Here is a 22,601-nt window from a genome sequence, read left to right as displayed (position 1 = left end):
ATTTCAACCAACGTTTTCCAGGGATTGGCAAATACCAACGAGCCACAGAAAGCTTACGTAAAGAGAGGGTATAAGCCAAAAGGATTTAGCCCGTCATTTTCACACTGGAAAATCAACAATAGAGCGCTGGTATCATTATGGTTATGAACGACAAGAGAAACGGATTACATCGCCTCTATGTCCTCGGGTATTGGGTATTGATGAACACTCCTTTACAAAGAAGCAGGGCTATATAACCACTTTATGTGATTTAGGTAAGCACAAGGTTTTTGATATTGTTAAAGGTCGTTCTGTGCGGGATTTGGAGAGTTACTTTAAAGCACTGGAAGGCAAAGAGCGTATACGCGTGGTTTGTATTGATTTAAGTAGTAGCTATCGTGCTTTAGTTAAACGCTACTTTCCTAATGCCAAGATTGTGGCTGATAGATTTCATGTCATCCGTCTCATCAATCAATTAAGTATGCAAACTTTTCATCAAATCGACCCGGCGATGAAGTACCAAAGAGGTACGCTAATGGCTTTGAAGACCAAGCCCGAGAACCTGTCTTGATTGCGTCTGAGTAAACGCAATCGCTATTTGGAACAACAACCCGCGATTGCTGCCATTTATGACTTTAAACAACAGTTGCATCAACTATTAACTAAAAAGCACTGTACAGCAAAAGAGTGTAAACGCTTGTTGCCGCACTTCTTAGAAATGGTCAAAGAATTGAAACAAAGCGCTTTTCAACACTTAAGAACATTAGGGAATACGTTATTTAAATGGAGAGAGGAAGTCGTTAGAATGCTTCGTTTTACAAAAAACAACGGAATTACTGAAGGGTTTCATCGAAAAATGAAATTGATTCAAAGAAGAGCATATGGGTTTAGAAATTTTGAAAATTATAGGTTAAGAGTTAGAGTGCTGTGTGGATGAGTAAAGTGCCCCCGGATTTGAGGAAGACCCGTGATTTTTGCTTCAGTGATCTACTGAAAAATGGCGCGCCCGGAAGGATTCGAACCTCCGACCCCCTGGTTCGTAGCCAGTGGGCATTAAATACAATTCATTTAAAATCAATAACCTGCGATGCATCATTGTGACGAATTACTGCCTAGAACAGCGATAAATATGTTAGCTGCGGCGTTAATTTGGCACGTTTTGGGCACACTTAAGTGAAGCATAATTTTGTAATGTGACCCCGTCCCTAATTCATATACATTTTAGGGACAAATATTTTTATTGGTATGTACTACTACATTGACGTATAATAATGATATGAATAATAAAAATAAATTTGAATGGGATGAGAACAAAAGGCAATCTAATATTGATAAGCATGGGATAGATTTTGAAGATGCTATACAAATATTTGAAGATAGAATGCGAGTTGAGGCTCCCAGTTCACAAAAAGGTGAAGAAAGGTATATTACGTTTGGCGTAGTTAATGAGGTTGTTCTTGCCGTGGTATATACCAATCGAAACAATGTAAAACGAATAATTAGCGCGAGGGTCGCACATGAAAACGAACGAAGAATCTACTACTTCCAAGAGTAAAGGTAAAACAAATTGGGATAGAGTAAAAAAAATGACAAACGAGGAAATAGAAAAGGCGGCAAATTCCGATCCTGATGCGCCTTTGTATTCTAAGGAAAAATTAAGATCTATGGGGTTCAAACGGGTTAATCCTGTACAGGAAGTAGACGTGAAGTTTATACGTGGAAGACTTAAGATGACTCAAGAGGAATTTGCACGAAGTTTTGGTTTTAAAAAACGTACATTAGAAGGATGGGAGCAACATAGAAGAGAACCTACTGGAGCTGCCAAGCTTTTCCTTAAGGTAATCGAAATTAACCCTAGAGCAGTGTCCCAGGCTTTGGAAGAATTGCATGGTTCAAATGATACGCTCACTAATCAAATAAAGAAAATAGACTCTTTGCAAAAAGAGTTAGAGTTAAATGCTTCCAGATCTGAATCACAGCGCAAAGATTGACTTCGGCCAAAAAGCCAGCTCTGCATATAAAATTTGCTGAGTGACAAGACCGGTAAAGTTACCCTCATAGCTAAATGATTCTTTCTGCTGCTGCTTGTAGGTGTTTTCCTGATAAGTGAGCATATCTTAAAACTGTCTCATAGTTAGACCACCCACCTAACTGCTGTAGCTCATGAAGGCTGGTGCCACTTTGAACATGCCAACTTGCCCAAGTATGACGTAAATCATGCCACCGGAAATCTTTAATACCAGCGCGCTTCAATGCCTTACGCCATGCATGATTATTACAGCGAGTGACAGGATTGCCATTATATGTGAACACAAAAATAGGATGTCTACCTTTTTGTTGGTTTAATATCTCTACCGCCTGACTATTTAAAGGAACAGGAATAGCTTTCTTAGTTTTTGATTCTTCTGGATGGACCAAAGCGTGCCGACGATTTAAATCAACATCTTTCCATTTTAATTGTGTAACATTAGACTCCCGTAATCCAGTGCATAAGGTAAAATGGACCATATCTTTAAGATGTGTGGGTAATTCTTCCAGCAATCGTTTAGTTTCCTGACGAGTAAGCCAACGAATTCGCTTATTGTCTATTTTTCTCATCCGAATAGGAGGAACAGAAAGAAGCCATCCCCATTCTTTTTGGGCTTTACGAAGAATTGCACGAATGATTTCTAGCATTCGATTAACAGTAGTAGGGGAGACATTCGTGGATTCTCGAGCTTTAGCAAGCGTCTCAATATGATCTTGATTAATTTCTGTTATTAATAGTCCCCGAAGATAAGGATCCGCCCAACGTAGGTGGATTTTGTCATCTTCTAGGCTTCGTTTATGAGCTGATTCTTCTAACCAGCGAAGAACTGCATCTACCCAACATTTTTGAGGCAACGAATTAAGTTTTGTATTGTTCCAGAGATCAAATTTTAATTTATCATGTAATTGTTGTGCCTTATTTTTTATTTCAGTCCCAGTGCTTTGACGTATTCGTTTTCCGTTGTGCGAGATGTCAATCCACCAGATGTTATTTCTTTTTGTGATTGCCATTGTTTATTGCTCCTGCTATCGCTTACAGATAATTCCTTAATGCTGTAATATTGAGATCGCATAAATTCAACGATATCTTGTTCTATAAATCGCCACGCTCTACCAATTTTTACCCCTGGAAGTTCACCTGAAGCTGCTAACCGCCGCGCTGTTTCTTTATGGATACCTAGAAAATTAGCTGTCTGAATAATGTCTAAGGTTTTTGTGTTATAATTATTTCCTCTATCATTATAGTTATTCATGTTATTGAAATCTCTATGAATCATCACAAGTAAAACATTACGTTTTTAATATTAAAACATATTGTGTTTTCTAGTGCAAGTTTTGTGTATTAAGAATTAGCATATAAAAAGCCCCAAAGAGGGGGCTTAGTAGCTAGAAAAAACATGCGTCTGAGCATCTGCTTCTACCGAAAAATAATCGTTTATAAAAAGATCACGTGCAAAAGCCTCATAATCAAAATAAAACAGCAGATCTTCCGGTATTGTACTGCTGTAGCAGTCGTCAAAAAGCGCACGGGCGAAATCAACTTCACTATCATAAGCGCCGTGGTAATTTTCCTCTAACATCCTCTCAGCATCGTCAATCGAGTAGTAGCTAAAAAGTTCAGCACCTAATTCCCCATGCTTCATAATGAAGGTGGCAAGCTCAGCAACATCATTGATGCTGTCATACTCGCCAATTTGCGCACCACCAAATCCTTCAAAATCATGGATCGCAAATTCCTCTGCATCCTCAATGGGGCTGTTAGCCAATATTTTATGAATTTCATCATAAATAGTGCTTACATCCTGAGTTGCATCAATCCATTCTCCGTGCAGCATGCCATTGTTATATGCTGCAAGGCATGCAACATAAATTTGAGGTGCATCCATTTTTTTAAGACTCCTTGCAAAAGAAGTGCTATTCCCTAAGTAGAAATAAGCACTCCTACTTAGGGTTAAACTAAATTGAGCTGAGGATGTTGAGTCTCTAAAAGAGAATGCAATTTCTTGCTTAGCTGCTTAATTTCCTCTATATCTTGTGCTGATAACTCATGGCGCAAGGTATGAAATTCATTAATAAAACAAGCTAAATCAAAAAATACGTATTCCTTTCTTGAGATAGTAGAACTCACATTTTCCATAGTTTTCTCCAAAAATTGGGAAAACCACCTTATCAGGGAAGTTTTTCCCAGATGAGTTAAAAAATGACTCATCCATACTTGGTTACAATAAGCCTGGTTGATTCGCCTAATTTTTAAAGAACAGCCGTTCGCAAATGACTATGCGAATGGACAAAAAGGTTTAAAACAAGAGGTTTTAATGTGGTTTCACCCTGGTGGATGATCAATGATCGAAACTGAGGTTCCCGACTTAACGTTCTGCCATAAGATTAGGGAATGATAGTGGCTCTTCACAAGACCTATTAGGTTTCGCCAGGCTTTCACTGGCTCTTCAGTTGTGTTATGGGTACTTTAAACTGTTACCACAAATAAATCAATCAAAACGTGTTATTAATTTAAATAAAACACGTTTTGATTGATTTTAGCCGCAATAGACCTTATGCTTAAGAGCACAAAAAATCTATTGTGGTTAGCAGATTATTATGTGCAGTAAATCTTGACTTATCTATGAATGCCATGCATCAAGCCTGAGTCATCATCTGATTTGAGGAGTATTCTCAGGCCTGTCTGAATATTGCTGGGAGTTACCTTTCACTTAATTGATGGTATTGCAAGATAATTTACTGGTTCTTCATTAAGACTACGTGTTTTATGACCTTTGCCAGTTAGATCTTCCGCTAACAATATTTCACCTGGGCTGAAATTTTTGATTTCACCACGACTTGTTTCAATTTGCATAACCCCAGATAAAACAATAATAAATAACTTTTGAGCAGGGTTATGCCAATCTTGCTCTTTATTAGGACCCTTGCCAAAAAAAACTTTGTGCGCGGGGATCACAGAGCTAGTAAAACCTACTTTAGCAGGATTTAACTCTTCTTTTGCTGTCTTAAAATAAGAGTTACCATCTTTGTCTGTAAGCAATATAGTGTAAGGGATAGGTTTGGCTGCGTGTAGCATAGAACTTAGTCCTAAATATATTAAGAAAAGAGACTGTGTAAATAACTTCATTGATCATTTAAGATTTATCAAAATTTACAGCGAGAATACCAAAAGCAAAATACACTGGCAATAACTGTTTAATGCTTAATAACTAGGTAAAGCAACCGCTTATGAGGTTTTGCAACAGATTCCAACTTTGATAAAATATTATGTAAAGTAACTATGACAATGCTTGCTGATTTTACTGATTTTTTTTAGGGAACTTTACATAATCACTTACTTTCCACAATAAATTCTTGTTATTGATAAACGAGAGTGTCCTAATTCAAGGCTAATCATTTGGCGTGCTTTTCTATCCATGGCTTTTTCTATTGGACTCATGTCCTTGAATTTTTTTCCGCCTTCAAATGGGCATACCATTCCTTTATTTTTTGGATCAAATAATTGGGTTAGCTCTCTATATCGTCTCTGGGCATAGGCATGTCTTAAGCCATGCAGTTTACTAACCCCCATGATTTTTGCTTGTTCTTCATAATGACTTAAGTGCTGCTTATAGGTTCTATTTGATGGTATGAGCGATTCCCCAGCTCTTACCAACCGAGAAACCTTTGTTAACCATTGACGTTGTGCCTCATTTGTTATGTTTAATGTTCTGCCTATGCCTCCTTTTGTCCAACTTGGTTTAATCATCAAGCTATCCCCATGGTGTGCTTCACTAAGTGTAAATTTCATGGATTCTTCACGCCTTAGGCCAAAAAGCATCTGACCTTCAATGGATAATCTAATGTAAGGATCGGTGCACCTGGATAGATCAATATGATAAATTGCTTTGTTGATTGAGGATACATAAGAGCGTTGACAGATATTATATGCACTATTTTCTGGCTTAAGGAGTTTTGGGCTATCTAATAGACACGCTGCTTTGCGTAGTTTGGCCATATAGTTTTTAATTGTTCCTGGATTTTTTCCTTCAGATTTCCAGTGATCTACTAACATGTAGATATGTTTTGCTTTTAATCCTTTTATATGGCCAATTTTATAGCCAAGCTCATGTAAGTCTTTCACACATCGAAAGAGCATATGACGCATGTCTGATTGGCTAGCATAGGAATGTCCATATGCTTTTTTAACCAATTCGTTGATTGAAAATTTTGCTGAACACAATTTTGTATTACTCATGCAGATAACTCCATAGCGTGCGTCTGGATTGCAATCCCATTTCACGCATGATGGTTTGTTTCGCCAAATATGGAGATAAGATTTGACTCAATTCAGAATACATATTCTTGGCATAAAAACAGCGATAGCTCTTTGATGATGACAAGCCTATTTTTTTCATTTCATGGCTGTACGCGCCGCGTACAAAATGATATCCAAAAGTTAAAATCAAACTTTCTTCTTTGCATAGTGTTTTAAGTGTTTTATTGGCTTGAGCTTGCCTATCATTTCTAACAGGAATCCTCCTGTCATGGCTGTTTGTGGCAATATCTCTTGTAATCCAAAGTGAATTTTCCTGAATATGGATAGCAGGATTTAGACGCATTACTTCACTAAGTGTTAATCCAAAATAAATTTGGAATTCGAGCATTATTTTTGCAACGGGATTTTTTAGTGTTTCTACGTGATTATTTGGAAAAAAGATTGTCTTGGAATGCTGTTGAGGGCTTTTAATTCCCAAATTCTGGTTACTAATATTATTAATTGAATGGTCAATACTCTGAAAAAATATACGAATGATGGTCATGTATTTCATGATAGTTTTAGACTTGATCTCCTCTTTTTGCCAATGAACAACAAGTTGCACCATATGATCATGAGTAACTGCATGCCATTTGGGGGGAACATGGCCAATATGATATAAATCACGAATCATTTTGTGTAATACAAAATGACGGTGTTTTTTCGCGCGGAATGACTCCGTGTGATTGTGTTTACAATACTGATCTACTTGTTGTCTAAGCTGACTTTTTCTCATCTGTAACCCTCTAAAACTATTTGCCCTGGTATTTTGTTTAGTGTTGGTAGAGCGGCCTGCAAGGTTGCAGTACCAGGCGTAGTGCCTCAAGGCTCAGTTCAGGGGCAAATCAGTTTTAAACTACAAACTTCTATTGACCTGATTACATAGGTACTACTTTTTTATGATGGTGATCTCCTTAAGTTTAATGGTTTTAAATACAACAAAGTCTCTACGAACTATTGTTGCGCCGGGGCAATACAGAGAGGGTATTGTGAGGTTCAATTCTTAAAGAATTGTATTGCTTTTTATTACAATAGATTCTGCGAAGTGCAGATGGTGTTTTGTTCTCGACTTATCGTTCTACCACAAGATTAGAGAATGAGAGTGGCTATTGAATAAGACCTATTCAGGTTTCGCCGGAATCGCACCGGTCTCGTCAGTTATGCTTAACGTTACATTAGCAAAACGACTTGTGTTGGACAAGGGCTTTTAAATGATTATTTTGAGCAATCGCGTTGCACGCGCTTGCCAAATAATGAATAGTAGCTTGAATTTATTGAAAAATTTCGCAGTCCTTGGGCTGCGTCACTGCGGATAAATCCTCAGTGACGCAGCCAATTTATTCTCACAAATTCCATCAAAGATTACTTAGTATGAAATATCTTCTGATAGTGTTGATAAATTGAAACTCCCTCTGAGTTCAAAAATAATACAGGATACGTAGGTATAAATATAAATGCGACAGGAAATAACGTTATTACACTTGGTGATGGTGATATAGTAAACACATTATATAACTTCATAGTGTACCTTAAAGATTTAAAAACATTATTCGCCTCAACTAATTTTGCTGCTGCAATTCACATAAATTCATTCTTTAATTTCCAACTTATTGCCAATCGGATAATTGTATCGTTAGATTAATGTCTACAGTTTTAGGTAAATTTTGTAACTGGAGATACCAATGGTTGAATAAGTAATGAGCGATATTAATCAGCTCATTTTATTATTTTTATTAAATCTAATAGTAAGTTTATTACCGGACTATTTCCAAGCGTTATGATTAAAAGGGTAAAGGCAAAAATTAATTGTACCATTGGAGAAAGAGACGCAAACCATTCCAATACCCATTTTACTGTTTTTACGAATTTTAATAAAATTTGATTTATTTTCTTTCTAACTGAAAGAGTTATTTTTTTCCATTTACCAATTGCTATTGGTTGATAGAATGTGCAAGACTCTAGGCATCCTATGAAATATTCTCCATCCTCTACGAATCTATATGAAGATTGAAGACACATTGTTGTAAATGCTGAGGCATATACCCTGTGTCGTAAAATTTTGGCATGGGAGCATTTTTTTATATAACCTAACTTTTGGTATCTTGCTTGAAAACAATACGCATCATGCTGATTATTAAAAACTAAATTTTTCTTTTTAATTGCTGGTTCCTTATCATCTACCACATCTGCCTCAGTATGCATTTTGTTCACTTAAAAGGGTTGCATTATACTTTCATTTGGCTCAATAGACATCCATTTTATAGATATCATGATGAATCTAGTTTGCTTGGAGATGTCATTGAACCGGGACAGTCGACAATTTCTTATTATTAAAAAGGATTTCGGAAAGCTACAGATCAGATTTATTGCTTAAGTGATTAAAAATTGCAGGATAAGGCGTAGATTTATCTTTCTGAATTTCTTTATAAAAGCGATGCATTTTTTCTGCTACTGAGGCATGCTTGGATAATACACTCTGGATTTTATCTGGTAAGGTGATAGGCAGATTGTTGCTAAGATAGTCGTTTAAAATTTTATCCCAATTATCTTCTCCGGCATAGCCTGTTAAAACACCATGCAGTAAATTGACGGAATAACTGCATCGATCATACAGCTTATGGTTATTTATAAAATTTAATTCCGCTCTTGATAAATCGAAATTTTTTGATAAAGCTAGGCCAAAATCACTGAGATAAATGTTATCTTCATCCGCTAAAATATTACGAAAGTGCGCATCCATGTGAAGGAAACTATTATCTTGCATGAACGTAAAAACTGTTTCAAATGATTGGTTCAATTTTTCAAGGTATTTTATTACACGTAATTCATTGTCACTGGATAAAATATCTTTTAATTGTTGGTATAAATTTTTAGGGGAATGCTCAAGAAATAACAAAATACTGCTGTTGGCTTTACACAAGCTTTCAACACGGTCTTTTATATATTCGTTATTTTCCCAATAATCTAAATAATTTTCTGTGGAACCCCAATAGGATAAATCGGTTTGGTTTAAAGAATTAGGCATAATTCGCCAACTATATAATATTGGAAAGTTTGGACATTGGCCGCTAATGACCCAATTAGTGGTTATAACATGTGCTGCAAGCTCACGCCAAGCATTAAAGCCCGCCGAACCAATACCATATTGATAACACATGGGTAAATTAAACAGGTTTGCGGTGGACATGAAGTTCTCTGGTTTTAATTCAAGCGTAGTAAGCGAAACTTTTTTTACAAAGATGGGGATATTTTCAACTTCTATCTGAACTGAAGTACCACCAATGCCGGTGTATATTGCTTTTCCAGTAGACAATGTTTGTTGTAATTGATTGTTACTCATACATGCTAAGGTGTTGGAGACAATAGTATAGTCTTGGATGCGCTTAGATAAAATCATTCTTTGTGTTCCAATTATATTCTTAAAGTCAACTTTTCCTAAGTGGCTCCACTAAAACATTACTCAATACCTTATTAGCAGTTTTTTGAATATTTTTTATGTGAAAGTAATAGTCGCTATCACTTGAAAAACATCCTGCTAAATGCAGTAACTTGATAGTTGCGACTAATTTATCATAACAGTCAATAAAGTTAACTAATAAAATGCCCAGATGGTTGGTAATTAGGATAGAGGGGTGAAATTGGGCAGTAAAATCTATTTTTTTCTGATTGAATTCTGACTTTTTATAAAGTAGCTGTTCGTATCGCGTTGTTTCATGAGTGAATACTTTGATCCCCTGTACAAATTGATGCTCCATACTATCCAATAATGATTTACTTGTATTGGTATGACGACAGGCGCTGCTGCGTATTTTATTGAACTTATGTAAAATAGCTTTGATAAATAAAGTATCATTATTAATTTTTCTCTCAAATAATTTATACACTTCACGGGTACGAAGGTTTAAAGTAATTTCTGCTTTCATATTAATCTCCAAGGTTATCATCCAATTGGTTAATTGCATGAATAGCGCTTTTGATATCCTTGGGGGCTAATCCATCGTTCACAGGTAAGGGTATTCTTACTTTGTACAGCTCTCCGCCATTCACTAAAACAAAGGCCTGCCCTTTGGGCAGTGAGATAATGTCATTGACATCAATCATAGGTACCGCGGTGGTTTGTACTCGATCTTCATTGGTGGTGTTAAAATAAACACCATTCTCACCATGGGGTGTATCGTTGACCATGGACACTTGAGTATGCTCGATCACGCCAATTTTTGGTAATACTTTAACTAATAAATTGGCTGTTTCTTCATTTTTAACACGTAACATGATGAGAGTATTTAGATTTCCTTCAGTCACTTCTGCTTTGGCTTTTGAGCCCAGTGCCACCTCCATATCTTGTTTGGTCTGAGCATACGCGGTGACTTGAAAACCAGCCCCACCTGCTTTATTCAAAATTTTTACAAACGAGTTTTGGATAATTTCAGAAAGCTCATCGCAATGGAGATTGAGGCGGTAATTCGCGTTACTTTCCTTATATATTTTTCCAGCAGTGGATACTAAATCTGACAAAAAAGCTTTACCGACTGCTTGGGCGATATTAGGGTTTGTTAAGCTATCCAGCCCGATATAGATGACTTGTTTGTTTTTTATTGCACTCATCAATTCTATTTCACAATTGCTTTTATGAAATGAAAAGATCTTTGATGCATTACTTTTATTAATTTCTGATAACACAGGGCCGACACTGGCCGTGATTTTATCGTAATAATTTTTGTCCATGATGGCCGCATCAAACAGATCAATGAGTACTTGATCATGAAGGCTTTCAACGTTGCCTGAGGTGATGGTTTTACTGATATGCTCTTGTAAATATTTCACCACCGCCTTTGAGCGGCTCATAGGTGGCGGAGTATTGCCGTATTTATCTACACGGCAATCATTATTAGCGATGATTTCTTCTATTTTTTCATGATAATTTGGATCATGTGTGGGGAGTATGGCATCAGAGTATGCCATTAGTAGTTGATCTAATCGATTGATGTAAAACCCTATAGAAGTATAAGAAATAAGTTGTTTCATTTCTTCAAGGCAGATCGCTACAATGTTCACGTATTTCCATGCAAAGGCTGCAAACTGTTTTCCTTCGCCCTCAGCTTGAATCGCATCGGTAACACGTGTAGCAACCTCACTGACTTGATCATAGTTTTTGAGCGGATTGTAGTGAGCAGACAATTCAGGAAAACCTAAATGCACCACTTTAAAATCATGTAATCTGCCACTAGCCTTGCAGGCTGAGTACATATCACGAACTAAATCTAAATCTCCTTTGGGGTCAACGACAATCACTGCATCGCCATTTCTAATATCCTGATTGATTAGGATGCTTGCTAGGCGTGTTTTACCAACTCGAGTTGTGCCCACTACAAAAGTATGACCAACTCGAACTTCATGCGGGATATAGACGGAACTATCTTTTTCACCCAACCCATGGAGGTATGAGCTGCCACCTACAGGCGGATCAGGTTTGAATGGATTAAATCTTGATGGGGTATTAAACAGTTGGGTTAATAATGAACTTTCGTGGTTTTTGCAATAATCACGTACTTTGCGATAGCACGTATTTCGTTGCATAAATAATTCATTTCTAATTTGTTTAATTTGATGTAATCGCTGCGTATGATGAGGCAACCAACGAAACCCTTTCCCAAGAAATAACCATTTCTTGGATAATGGCACTTCCGTGGTGGACAAAGCATAATAAGGCATAGCAATAAGTCTGCGGTGATAACGCTTGATGCGGAAGGCCTGGTATCCTCTAACTAGACCCAATATCATAAGGCTAAGTGCTGCATAGACTCCCATGTTTTGTGTGAGTAGAAACAGGTGTGGTTGAGCGACAGTAAGCCATGCCAGTGAAGTACAGGTTAGGAAGGTATAGAATTCAGTGGGTTCACGCAAAAGGTTTTCAACGGGATATTGGCTCATGATTTATCTCCACCAAATCAGTAATTCAAAAAAGATTAGTGCTGCAAGTAGGTAGTATTTGGCTTGCAAAGCCAATTTAATTTGGGCTTCATCAAGTTCATCTTGGCGTCGGTTTACCATGCCTGTAATCAGTTTTGGCCAAGCCAAATACAGAGCTATATAAAACAGCATATGGCAGAGTAAAAAACCTACTTGATGGATTTTGAAAAAGTCATTCATGCTGCTAAGCTCAGTACTAAATCGCATCAATTGAGGTGCTAACAACAAAAGTAATACCACTGGCAGAATGAATTTGCTTATGCCTATAATGGATTTATAAAACCAATTATTTAACATGGAAAAACTCCTTATGATTAGGAAGAACACCCCAGTACAGTCGGTGATTTGGACGGGATTGAAAATATTTGGCAAGATAAGTCTTCTTGTTTTGCAAGCGATCGTTGTCTTTGCTTCTGATGAAAAAGATAAACCACACTATGTTGCGATGAAGGCAACGGAACTTTATGAAGACGGTGCAATCAGTGGCTCTGAGTACGCCAGACATATTCATGGAGACTAGCTTCACTTTACTTTCCCCATGCTGGCTATTTTTGCCCCTTGCTTGATGGTATCCACACCTGAGTTAGCAACTTTGTTACTGTGTTGTGCTGCGTCATTAACCAATGCACCAAGGGCTGCCCCTGCTTCTCCACCAAAATGACTGGATAGTTTTAAGAGTAACATGGGTGCAATAAAGTAGAATAAAACCGCCATATTGCGCATGGCTGCAATGGCATCGTTTTGTCCTAAAGGATCAAGCACACTGCGCTCGACAAAACCTACCAGATGCCACAGGTATTGCAGGAAAATCGTCATTATAAACAGACCGCAAATGCTGCCTAACGCCTTAGGGTTATAACCACTTAAAGCCAAAATCACAGGAGTCAAGATAATCAGGAAGAAATACAAAAAGGCCTGCATGACAGGTAGTGTTTGCATAATTGCTTCACGTTTTAACGGCGTTGAGACCCAAGATTTTGTTAATTGCCCAATATTTACTAACCCATGAGAAATGGCACCACCAAAAGCCCCATTGGTATTTCCCATTAGGTTTTTCATACTGTTAGCCTGCATGTCGCGACTGTCATTAAGCAACATCTTGGCAATGTAGTCTTCTGAGCTTAACTGCGAACCCCAAGCTTTAGGATGGTTATTTTTGAACGTGCGTACCCTGTCTAAAACCGCGTAGTAATTCAGGTGGCTGTCAAAGACACTGGCGTTATTGGCTACTTGCACCAAATCTGTTTTGAGCTTTTTCCACCATTGATTGCAGGTGGGATAACCTTGCTCTGGCAGATGCTTGGCATCAATATCACCACGTTCTGCTGCTTTTTCGAGATTTTTGTTGGGGGCTTCGTTAAAGGTAAAGCCTGGTACAGGTTGTCTTGCGTAAATTTTATCATAGTATAGTGTTTGATAGACTTTGGAACCCACCCATTTTAAATCCTCCTCACCACCGTATTTTTTTAAAATGTCATTGACCTTGGTTTTGTCGTGCGGTTCATTGTGATATTGACTTCTGGCCTCAAGGAAGCATTGTCTGTGAAAATTCAATGCTTGTTCACGTACATCGGCAGGTAAATAGGTGGAAATTAAATCGCCTTCAATCGCTTGTAAGCTGTCGGTGCAACCCGTCACTTTCATCAAGCCGTAGGTAATCCCTGATATGTAATTTTGCAAGAGTGCAAAACCAATAGGCATTTTGACATTGGGGGTCAGTACGTCTGCAAATGCTTCATCATAAGTAGTACCTGTATCTTTTAAAGTAGAAGTTTTTGCATCTGTTCCTTTTTTTATACCGCACATGGGTTTGAAACTCATAGCTTTTTCTTCCAATGGCACACAGGGGTAGATAAAGATGCCGCAAATCAAAAAAGTAATTGCCAATTCATAAAGAAAATGATTCAAGGCATACTCTGCCGCGTGATGTGTGGCACCAGAAGGTGCCAGCACATTTTTTAAGAATCGATACCCTACCATAAGAAAACCAAGGTATAACAACCCGGTTTGCCACAGGGCATTAAAAATTACCTCATATTGCTGCCAGCCCAAATAGGTGGTGTACAAGGATAAAGGGCTAAATACGACCATCTTATGCTCCTTTGGAATCAGGTTTCGCATAGACTGCGCCATTTTTAACTTGCGATTGTTCATGGTCATCACCAAGCAAGCCCTTGGCTATATCGCTACCTCGCATATCCATCAAAAGACCTAGGGTTTCAGTCATCATTTTTTTACGAACTTCACTTTCAAAAGCTAAAGAATGAATGTCATCATCGAGTTTCTTTAAGGCAAATTTCACCATATCAAGCGCTGGCTTTAAGTTTTGTACTTCTTGTACTTGTAAACCAGCTTGTAAAATACGGCGCATCATCAAGGCTTTATCGAGCATGTTTTGTACAGCAATTTCCTCAGCCAATTTGGAAACAGTCAAGATTTGTTCTTCACGCGGCATACGTTGTATGGTGATAATGATTTCATCTGTAATCATCAAATTGGATGCACTAACCATTTTGAGTTTTTCTTCAGTCAATGGCCATTTTTTGTCTACTAGATTCCACAGTGCTTTAGATACATTCGAAGTACAGGTGTTGGAGCTGTCGCAACTTTGTAATAACGCGGATAATCCAATGCCAGCTTTGGCATCGTGTTTGGTTTTATCTGCATCGGTGGCGGTGCTTACATGAATATCACCTAATACTTTAACAGCCCAAAGACTTGCATCCGTTGGTGTTGGCCAAGTGTGCGTCATGGGTGTTTTGGTATCTGGCTTCTTCTCATTATTAAGCGGTTTGCGATTTAGTAAAATGTTGTAACCTGCAATGACTACATCGTTAATGACTTTGATAGGCCGTTGGTATGTTCCACCAGCATTTCCGCTTTCCCGACCTATCCAGGGCAGTCCATATTCGTCTCGTTTTTTAGCAATACTTTTAGCCGTTGAAGTCACATCCACATTTTCAGTTTTCGCTCGTTTTGCTGCCTCAAGCCAGCCCTGACTATCAGACACAGAAAGCATACTTTCCATAGGTGATTGACCCTCTTCCAGAGTCTTTTTCACATCCTGGCAATCTTTTACTTTGACGCTAAATTCATTCTGCGCGTAGCTGGCCGTATTTTGCAGTACGTTATAAAGCGCAGGCATGGATTGTTGTAGTTTATACAGTGGAAAGCCGGCAACAGATCCTTTGAGGTTATCAATAATACCGCCAGGAATATTCATGACAGAAGACTTCATATCCTGAAAGGTATTGGTAATAGAGACTACAGGATTAAATCCATTACAGGTAAAGCCAAGTCGCCCATCGACATTACCACCAATAGTGATGGTTTGGTCATTATTAACAGGGGGTACATATAGATTGGATGAGCCACCCAACTTGTAATAATAATCCGATTCATTAGGCATAAAAGAACTGGCAAAGAGCATTTTTGGTAGCATTAATGTAAGTAAAGACATAGACAGTTTGTGCATGATTAACTCCTATCGTTTTTGAGGATGCCCCACTTTGGGGAATGACAGTGCGCGAAGCAATTTCCCTTCATGGGCGATACAGCCTCGATATTTTCGCCAAACTACAAAGACATAATTCCCATTACCTGCTTTGTCATCTTCTACACCCATATCGCTGGTATCATTAAAGTTGAGGTTGCGGTTTTTGGGATATACTTCCTGCCAGATGATGTTTTTGTTGTGCCCATCGAATATGACATTGGCTACTACGCAATTAGCCCCACAAGAATTACTGGTGCTCTGGGTCACATGAAGACTGTTTTTATTGGTCACGATGTCTGCTGCATGAAGGGCTGCAACAACGGATGCTCTAAAGCGTGAGGGCTGCGTGACTCGCATAATCCTTGGGATTTCATGTCCCCACGACTGTGTTGTAGAGCCTATGTCATGGTTGAATAACAGATGAGGATGAGTTGCCATATAAGCAATTTCAGCAAGCTCTGTGCGGTCTGACACGGCATCAGCCTCACTGATGTAGTAGGGAGAACCAAAACGTGTTTCAGGTTTATGTGACAAATAAGGGAAACGATAAAGACCTGCTGGACTGCCAATTACATCTACAACCCGTGTGCGTTCTTCATTGATGTGCATGGCTGAGGTTTGTCCTGCATCATCGCCAAAACCTAGCGCTGAACCAGTCGCTAGTAGATAGGTTTTTTGATACAAGGCTTGGCTTGCCGGATTTTCATAAAGTGCACGTGCTTCAATCCATGGATTGGTTTCAGGGCGATTGGCCACTGTGACAATTAAGTCAGGTAAAAACTGCTCGATTGCAGGAACAGCTACCAGCTTAGGCGGAAGTTTTCCTACTGCCCAAGTACAGGAACCAATTACCTTGTAGTGACTGTTGGTAAAGATCCTGCCCAATACCTTGGTGGCAATACCAAAACTGCTAATAGGATGGGGTGGCTCTATGCTTTCTTTGGCATGGATGGGTAAGCTAATCATCATAGAAATAAACATCATGATTTTTGCTTTGTTTTTTATTTTCGAGAAGGTTGGCAAGCAGTTCTGCGGCTTTAAGGACATCATGTTGTTTCTCCAGGGAATGGCGTTGTGCTTTTTCTGATTTTTCAGTCATTAAAAGAGCAAGTAAGTAGCGAGGTGGAATGACACGAAATAAACCTTGATAACGTGAGCCTAATAAAACTGCTTCTGCATATAATCCTTTTTGTGAATCAATATCTCTAATTAAAGCTTCTTGTTGCGGAGTTAATGATTTAAATCGTTTGACATCGCTAATTTCCTTTTCATCAAGGCCTAATAAAATCCAGGTTTCAATTAGCGATAAAATCTTGGTGGCTTTTTCCGAATTCATATCAGTGACGTTTTGGGTAATAGCAACCAGCCAAAGACCTAATTTTCTGGCTACTTTGGCAACCAGTAAACATACGGCCACCACTGAAGGAATTTGAAATTGCAAATGAGATTCATCAATAAAAAGAAAGGTTGGTCTGTTGTCGTTTTGAGTGGCTTCTGCCATAGCCAATATTCTTGGTAATAAAGACACCATCACTAAAGCGAGCTTTCCGGTATCATCTTTAATCGCGGAAATATCAATATGAAAGATATCAAAATCTCCTAAAGGTTCAGTCGGCACATTAAAAAAGCGTGATTTAGCGCTGTTAATGACATAACTGTTTAATCGGTCGTGCATATCCAAAATACGGTCTTTTTTGCGAGGAACCGTTTCTTTATCCAGTCGCCGCTTAAAGCTACTTACAATATGCTCAGTCAGCATTTGCGGTATGTCATGATTAAAAGACGTTAAGATGGCATCACTTAAGACTTCAATTAACAATGTTTCATCAGCTAAGGTAAATTGTTCTTCTTCTAGTGCATTGGCTTCTGTAATCATGGTACGTAATGCTAAAGCCAATTCTGCGAGATATGAGCGAGAGCCATCATCACAGGCTAAATCTTCCGAACTGGCAGGCTGTTCGAGATTTTCTTTGAGTGCCATGATTTTTTGTGCAATTAAAGCTGCTTGCTCAGGATTTAGATTGTCAGTGATTTCAGGAATGGCTTTATAGGCCTCACAAAAAGGATTTAATGGAACAGCTTCATTTTTCTTATTGCTCAGTAATAACTGCTTTGTATTTTTGCCATGTGCTTTGGCATGAATAAGCATGCGGTCAAAGGAATTCCCCATTTCAAATAGAATGATGCGGGCATTTTTAGTGGCCATCAACGAATTAATCATCCAGCCAGTAGCCACTGATTTGCCGCCACCGGAATTGGCGAACAAGGCCATGTGGGAGTTTTGGCTGATAAAATCATGATGCAACACATCAAAGAGTACTGGTTCTCCCAAACGGTTAAAGAAGGTGAAACAGGGAAGATGTCTTGCTCCTTGGTTGCGTCCATACACAGGCAGTAAAGAGGCTAATTCGGACGCATACATCAATCGGTCAAAGCGCAAGTATTGGCGTGCGTATTGTGGGATGAAATTAAAAGGTAGAGCATTGAGATAACTGTTAATGGGATGAATGTCGAAACAAGAAGAAATCAAAGGCATTTTGGCCTCAATAAATAATTCTTTTAGTTCTTTTTCAATGCGTACTGCCTGGTCCTTTGTGTTGGCACGATAAAAAATAGATTGATTAACCCAAAACAGACGGTTTCCTATAGACAATTCATCTCGTGCAGTTTTGATATCTTCTCTGACTTGTGAGGGTTTAAGGCTTGTTCCTACGATGCCTTTTTCAAGACGCATCAGATGCGCATCTAAGGCTTCATCATTTTCAAAGACAACCTGAATAGTGTAGGTAGCACCCTCTGGTAACTTATCTAAAAGTGCGTATCGGTGTTTGGGATTGGCTTGTGGTTTTTCACGAGATAAAAGACCAATTTCAGGTGCTTCTTTTAGACCATCGATATAAAGAATACGATGAATCATCTCATCAAATATAAACCCATGCTCATCACTTTGCGGTTCATGAAACAAAATATTCTGGCTTAAGGTATAGCCTGCTGGTTTTTTGTCTTTAGGGTAAGGAAAACGAGCTAGTAGTTCTTCAGCGTTAGCTGCAAACCACCGCACCAACCACTGATAATAATCTTTACCGGTTAGTTGTTTTAGTTGAAGACCAGGTGATAGTAATTTGCTTTCAATCTGAGCAATGACTTCCTGATGCTCGGCAAGTGCCAGTTCTCTAGTGGTTTGCGTTTTTTGATAGAGGCGATAAAACAAAATCCTGATTCGTCTTCGTCTGCCGCGATAGGGTGCATCGGTTTTTGGATCAACAAACAAGCCTTCGGGTCTTGTCATCTTGCAAAACAGATCATCTAACCTTGCCAAATAGTCACGAGTAAAGGATGTTTCAGCAATGTCTGGTGCAATGCTTTGTTGAATATGATTAAGAACAGGTTTTAAACTGTATTCGTCATTGACATACATTTGCATTACCCAAGGATCTTCTTTGTGCAAAGGTACGACTGTGGCAAACGTATCGCGAATTTTGCTAAATACAGCGTCTAAATGTTCAGTAGATGTAGCCTCTGCTGGAATGGAGGCTAATTCAAAACCTGAACCAATGCTGACTCCATCATTGAGTAAAAAGAGATTGAGTTCATCATTGAAATCCACCATGGACAATTGATTGGCAAAGGAAGGGAAGGGATTCTCAAATCTTTTTTTTATGTTTTGTTGCGTTAATGCTGGTTTATTGGGTTGTCCTAACAGCCAGTCACTTACTTGGCTGAATAATTTCATTATTTACCTCTTAATAGTGCTCGGAAGCTAGTGCAAATTGATTTTGTTTGTAGAGAAAAAAGGCTGAGGTATAGCCTGGTTTTAACAATTGCTCATCACCAATGACAGCAACATGAGGAAACACATAAATCGGAACTTGTGGGTTATCCAAAGGCTTGAACAAATGTTGGATCTCGTTGGAAGCATCTCGTGTATACCCTGAATAATTCACTGTCTTCGCCTGTCTTTTAGGTACAGACCAGCCAGGCATGGCGTCACCTAGGCTTTGTTGATAAAGTTGGCTAACAGTCAATCCTCCTTCGGGAATAGCCGTGGAACCAACTGTCTTTGAGGCGCAAGCACTTAGCACCAAGACGCTACCTAAGGCTAAAATCATGTGCAGTTTGTTGTAAATGGCCATAATCTAATACTCTCCCATTGGTTTCTTTATCAAGGTTGATGGTTTGTGTGACGTGAAATGAAAGTTGTGTCGGTCTGTATCGTTGAGATGCTGGAACAAAAACCATATCGAAGCTGCCTTGAATGTGCTTTTCCAGCCAATCAGCAGCTTTAACTGTTCCCTGGGAAAGCGCACCACCCAAAGCATAATTGCCCATGGAGCCGGTAGGTATGCCTGTCGCACCATTCGCATTGGCGGTATAGCTCATTTGCCACTGGGAAAGTGCATTACCAAACCCTTTAATCCCATCGGAAGCCACAAGTGCTGTAAGTACTCTTGGAGCATTAGTAAAATACTGGCCTTTAATGCAGGGATTACCAAAAGCGGTGGTGAGATAACCTAAACTTTCGTTATTGACCATTTCAGCTGTTCCAGTCATTTGCTCTTTACCCACGGTCACAAAATGGCCGTCATCAAAAACAAATAAAGCAGAGGTCACATAGGCTCGAACACAGCTGATGTTATCCAAAAAAGAACCAACACCGATTGCATAACCATTAACTTTCATACCTGAAATATTGGGAGGCAAAGGGATACCATTAGCAGCCATTAAATCACCACGATTAATAATGGCTGAGAAGGGAAATAAAGGCTGCATGAGCTTGCCTTCAACTGGTACCTCACCAATCAGTGCTGATAACAAGGTAGTTCTGCCTAAATCGGAGCCTGCTGGAATGGTGTAATAGGGAATACTTTTTTTATCTTCACTGTTTGAAGCTGCTGTTTTAACTTTTTGAGTGAATGTCTGTTGTTTTTTCTTTAAATTTTCCCAATAGGCTTGTTCATTAGGATTGTTTTCACGTTTCATTAATAAGGCATCGATGTCCTTAACACTTTGTTCTTTGACAAGAGTCGATTCTCCATTGACAGTGTAGGATTGAGAGTTTTGTTGGGATTCCTGATTGGTTTTGACATGGGCCAATTCGGATTTTAGTTGTTCTATTTCTTTAATCACCTCAGGATCATAAGAAGCCTGCACATTTTCATTTTTGCTTTTGAGTTGCTTGTTTTCCAATTCAAGTCTGGCAAGTTTCTTTTCGGTTTCCTGTAGTCTTGCAGCAACATCACGGATGTTGTCATTAAACTGACTTGCAATAGCTTCGTTCAGATTATTAGGATCGTGGTGAGTGACATCAGGTTCACGGTCATGATGTTTGCCATTCATCATAATGAGTGCAACAACCGCGATCACCGTGCCAGTCAATACTTTAAGTCCAGTATTCTTTTTCATCGTACATACTCCCGACTCGCTGAAAGTGCTATGCCAAAGGGTCTGTCTGATACCAGAAATACCGTGGTAGACTCTTTCTTATCACGAGGTGATAGAGTGTTGGTGGGGTAAAAGGTAGCGGTTTGCCAGTTACCCATCATTTGGCGAGGATCAACAACTATTTCCTTGTTTAACAGATTTTTCAACTCTACCGCAGTCACATAAAAAGCTCCTCCATGCCATGAAATCAATGGTCTTGCTTCAATGCTGGCACCGTAAAAAAGGCTTACTTGTTTTCGGGTTTGCATAGGAACACGCCCCACGCCATCAGGAATAACCAACAGTCTTTGTGGGGCATACAAGGATTGGATGGCAAAGCGTGTCAATGTTACTGCATTTAAATCCAGAGAATTGGTCGTTTCTTGAGAGGCACTGGTGCTTTCTTGGGATTCCAAAAGAATTTCTATCGGTTTTACATCATGAGTTTTATCATTAACGTTTAAGTTTAAGATGATAACCTCACCTTGAGGCATGAGCTGCACCAAGAGCCTTTTGTTTTTAAAAACGTTCTTGCCTTTCAGATACAAAGCATCCTGAATTTTCAAAAGCGTGGTTTGGGAAGCTGCTTCATTATCTACAATACTAATGGCTTGCGGAAAATGTATGAGCCTTTCCTCATTCAAGGATAGTTCAACAGGGATGGGTGTTTTATCCCACAAGACATGCTCTGCATCTAGCGCAAGCGCGTATTGACTGCTAATTAAGGCAATTATGGCGAGTAACCATTTAGTTGTTGTCATGTTGTGTACCTCTTGTATTGGTTGCCAATAAATCGGTGATTAGTGTTTCTGGTTGGGTGTAGCCATCCAGTGCCAGTTGGAAAGGATTTTGTAAGCGCGAGAGATTGATCTTGACCACTCGTACATGGTAATCCACAATCTTGTCTGCAATGACCATGGGGCTATCGTCTTTTAAGCGTTGGGTAATGCGTAAAACCAGATGAACTTCCCATGTGTTATGAGCGATTACTTTGACATCTTCGTTTTCCATAAACCGATAAAGACTTGCTACTTGTATACGATTAAAAAGTTGAGCATCTTTATAAGCTATCAAGGTTTTATCCATTAATGCCTGATGTCGTGGAGTGAAGTAGTAATGAAAGCCTGAAAGATTAGTAGCAAATTCTTTTTTACCACCTTGTGACCAGGTGTTTAAGGTGGGTAGCAGTGTGGCAACAAAACCCTGAACGTACTCTTTGGGGATGGCGTTTTCCTCGATTAATCCACCATTACTACTCATCGAAGGTGTTAACCAAAACTCAAAACGATTGGGTATTTTGGCCAATGTGATGATAAGGCCAAATACAATCATAATGAGCACGGACACAAAGGCCAATAATAAGCGATTGATGTGATTTAAACTGTCTACTTTTTTCCAATAATGAAACAT

General features: G+C 38.9%; 23 protein-coding genes and 1 pseudogene. 4 read left to right on the top strand and 20 right to left on the bottom strand.

The genetic code is table 11. The annotated features are described in order from the left end of the window. From Ljam_RS14880 to Ljam_RS15400, 3 genes and pseudogenes are all read left to right on the top strand, one after another. Nucleotides 1–916, top strand: a pseudogene (locus Ljam_RS14880) (ISL3 family transposase); the annotation flags it as partial. Nucleotides 917–1,255: 339 nt separating this feature from the next. Continuing rightward, nucleotides 1,256–1,534: a BrnT family toxin gene (locus Ljam_RS03525; protein ID WP_058448752.1), complete on the top strand. Its 279-nt coding sequence runs from the start codon at nt 1,256–1,258 to the stop codon at nt 1,532–1,534. Continuing rightward, the gene (locus Ljam_RS15400) at nt 1,497–1,970 is read left to right on the top strand and encodes a helix-turn-helix domain-containing protein (RefSeq protein ID WP_058448751.1); all 474 of its coding nucleotides are present in this window, start codon (nt 1,497–1,499) and stop codon (nt 1,968–1,970) included. Before Ljam_RS03525 ends, Ljam_RS15400 begins: the two co-directional genes overlap by 38 nt. Nucleotides 1,971–2,040: 70 nt before the next feature. Here Ljam_RS15400 and Ljam_RS03515 read toward each other — a convergent pair whose 3' ends face one another. The 12 genes from Ljam_RS03515 to Ljam_RS03465 form a co-directional block, all read right to left on the bottom strand. Beyond that, complete coding sequence (locus Ljam_RS03515; protein WP_058448750.1) at nt 2,041–3,018, bottom strand: tyrosine-type recombinase/integrase; 978 nt, start codon at nt 3,016–3,018, stop codon at nt 2,041–2,043. Further along, nucleotides 2,931–3,260 (bottom strand): helix-turn-helix domain-containing protein, encoded by a 330-nt coding sequence (locus tag Ljam_RS14875; protein ID WP_074881745.1) that lies wholly within the window; start codon nt 3,258–3,260, stop codon nt 2,931–2,933. Before Ljam_RS14875 ends, Ljam_RS03515 begins: the two co-directional genes overlap by 88 nt. A gap of 126 nt (nt 3,261–3,386) precedes the next feature. Beyond that, nucleotides 3,387–3,893, bottom strand: coding sequence for an antirestriction protein ArdA (locus Ljam_RS03510; RefSeq protein ID WP_058448749.1), 507 nt, complete (start codon nt 3,891–3,893; stop codon nt 3,387–3,389). A gap of 65 nt (nt 3,894–3,958) precedes the next feature. After that, on the bottom strand, nt 3,959–4,144 hold the full coding sequence (locus tag Ljam_RS03505) for a hypothetical protein (RefSeq protein ID WP_058448748.1): 186 nt from the start codon (nt 4,142–4,144) through the stop codon (nt 3,959–3,961). A 570-nt stretch (nt 4,145–4,714) separates the two neighbouring features. Next, on the bottom strand, nt 4,715–5,134 hold the full coding sequence (locus tag Ljam_RS03500; protein WP_131762488.1) for a cupin domain-containing protein: 420 nt from the start codon (nt 5,132–5,134) through the stop codon (nt 4,715–4,717). A gap of 207 nt (nt 5,135–5,341) precedes the next feature. After that, on the bottom strand, nt 5,342–6,244 hold the full coding sequence (locus Ljam_RS03495; RefSeq protein WP_058448746.1) for a phage integrase N-terminal domain-containing protein: 903 nt from the start codon (nt 6,242–6,244) through the stop codon (nt 5,342–5,344). Next, nucleotides 6,237–7,040: a hypothetical protein gene (locus Ljam_RS03490; RefSeq protein WP_058448745.1), complete on the bottom strand. Its 804-nt coding sequence runs from the start codon at nt 7,038–7,040 to the stop codon at nt 6,237–6,239. Before Ljam_RS03490 ends, Ljam_RS03495 begins: the two co-directional genes overlap by 8 nt. A gap of 980 nt (nt 7,041–8,020) precedes the next feature. Then, entirely contained in the window at nt 8,021–8,506 is a 486-nt protein-coding gene (locus Ljam_RS03485; protein WP_058448744.1) for a hypothetical protein, read from the bottom strand. A 148-nt stretch (nt 8,507–8,654) separates the two neighbouring features. Further along, a complete protein-coding gene (locus Ljam_RS03480) occupies nt 8,655–9,701 on the bottom strand; it encodes a hypothetical protein (protein WP_058448743.1) in 1,047 nt (348 codons plus the stop codon). 28 nt (nt 9,702–9,729) lie between these two features. Further along, entirely contained in the window at nt 9,730–10,227 is a 498-nt protein-coding gene (locus tag Ljam_RS03475) for a hypothetical protein (RefSeq protein ID WP_058448742.1), read from the bottom strand. Nucleotide 10,228: 1 nt separating this feature from the next. Next, nucleotides 10,229–12,235 carry a type IV conjugative transfer system coupling protein TraD gene (gene traD, locus Ljam_RS03470; RefSeq protein ID WP_058448741.1) on the bottom strand — a complete coding sequence of 669 codons (2,007 nt, stop codon included), beginning with the start codon at nt 12,233–12,235 and terminating at the stop codon, nt 10,229–10,231. Nucleotides 12,236–12,238: 3 nt separating this feature from the next. Next, nucleotides 12,239–12,571: a hypothetical protein gene (locus Ljam_RS03465; RefSeq protein ID WP_058448740.1), complete on the bottom strand. Its 333-nt coding sequence runs from the start codon at nt 12,569–12,571 to the stop codon at nt 12,239–12,241. A gap of 13 nt (nt 12,572–12,584) precedes the next feature. Here Ljam_RS03465 and Ljam_RS03460 point away from each other — a divergent pair, with 13 nt between their 5' ends. Then, nucleotides 12,585–12,794 carry a hypothetical protein gene (locus Ljam_RS03460; RefSeq protein WP_058448935.1) on the top strand — a complete coding sequence of 70 codons (210 nt, stop codon included), beginning with the start codon at nt 12,585–12,587 and terminating at the stop codon, nt 12,792–12,794. 2 nt (nt 12,795–12,796) lie between these two features. Here the strand turns inward: Ljam_RS03460 and Ljam_RS03455 are convergent, their stop codons facing one another. From Ljam_RS03455 to Ljam_RS03420, 8 genes are read right to left on the bottom strand one after another with little or no spacing between them, the layout of a single operon-like run. Continuing rightward, the gene (locus tag Ljam_RS03455) at nt 12,797–14,365 is read right to left on the bottom strand and encodes a conjugal transfer protein TraG N-terminal domain-containing protein (RefSeq protein WP_058448739.1); all 1,569 of its coding nucleotides are present in this window, start codon (nt 14,363–14,365) and stop codon (nt 12,797–12,799) included. Between the two features lies 1 nt (nt 14,366). Next, the gene (locus Ljam_RS03450; RefSeq protein WP_058448738.1) at nt 14,367–15,749 is read right to left on the bottom strand and encodes an integrating conjugative element protein; all 1,383 of its coding nucleotides are present in this window, start codon (nt 15,747–15,749) and stop codon (nt 14,367–14,369) included. Between the two features lie 9 nt (nt 15,750–15,758). After that, nucleotides 15,759–16,754 (bottom strand): TIGR03756 family integrating conjugative element protein, encoded by a 996-nt coding sequence (locus tag Ljam_RS03445; protein ID WP_082651563.1) that lies wholly within the window; start codon nt 16,752–16,754, stop codon nt 15,759–15,761. Continuing rightward, the gene (locus Ljam_RS03440; RefSeq protein WP_058448737.1) at nt 16,729–19,503 is read right to left on the bottom strand and encodes a conjugative transfer ATPase; all 2,775 of its coding nucleotides are present in this window, start codon (nt 19,501–19,503) and stop codon (nt 16,729–16,731) included. Before Ljam_RS03440 ends, Ljam_RS03445 begins: the two co-directional genes overlap by 26 nt. 10 nt (nt 19,504–19,513) lie before the next feature. Continuing rightward, nucleotides 19,514–19,903 carry a TIGR03751 family conjugal transfer lipoprotein gene (locus Ljam_RS03435; RefSeq protein WP_058448736.1) on the bottom strand — a complete coding sequence of 130 codons (390 nt, stop codon included), beginning with the start codon at nt 19,901–19,903 and terminating at the stop codon, nt 19,514–19,516. Next, nucleotides 19,860–21,173 (bottom strand): TIGR03752 family integrating conjugative element protein, encoded by a 1,314-nt coding sequence (locus tag Ljam_RS03430; RefSeq protein WP_058448735.1) that lies wholly within the window; start codon nt 21,171–21,173, stop codon nt 19,860–19,862. The genes Ljam_RS03435 and Ljam_RS03430 overlap by 44 nt, the downstream gene beginning before the upstream one ends. Continuing rightward, complete coding sequence (locus Ljam_RS03425) at nt 21,170–21,952, bottom strand: TIGR03749 family integrating conjugative element protein (RefSeq protein WP_058448734.1); 783 nt, start codon at nt 21,950–21,952, stop codon at nt 21,170–21,172. Before Ljam_RS03425 ends, Ljam_RS03430 begins: the two co-directional genes overlap by 4 nt. Continuing rightward, nucleotides 21,939–22,601, bottom strand: a complete 663-nt coding sequence (locus Ljam_RS03420; RefSeq protein ID WP_058448733.1) for a DUF2895 family protein — start codon at nt 22,599–22,601, stop codon at nt 21,939–21,941. The genes Ljam_RS03425 and Ljam_RS03420 overlap by 14 nt, the downstream gene beginning before the upstream one ends.

It is taken from the genome of Legionella jamestowniensis (assembly GCF_001467745.1).
GTDB classification, from domain to species: domain Bacteria; phylum Pseudomonadota; class Gammaproteobacteria; order Legionellales; family Legionellaceae; genus Tatlockia; species Tatlockia jamestowniensis.
This window is presented reverse-complemented; position numbering and strand designations above follow the sequence as displayed.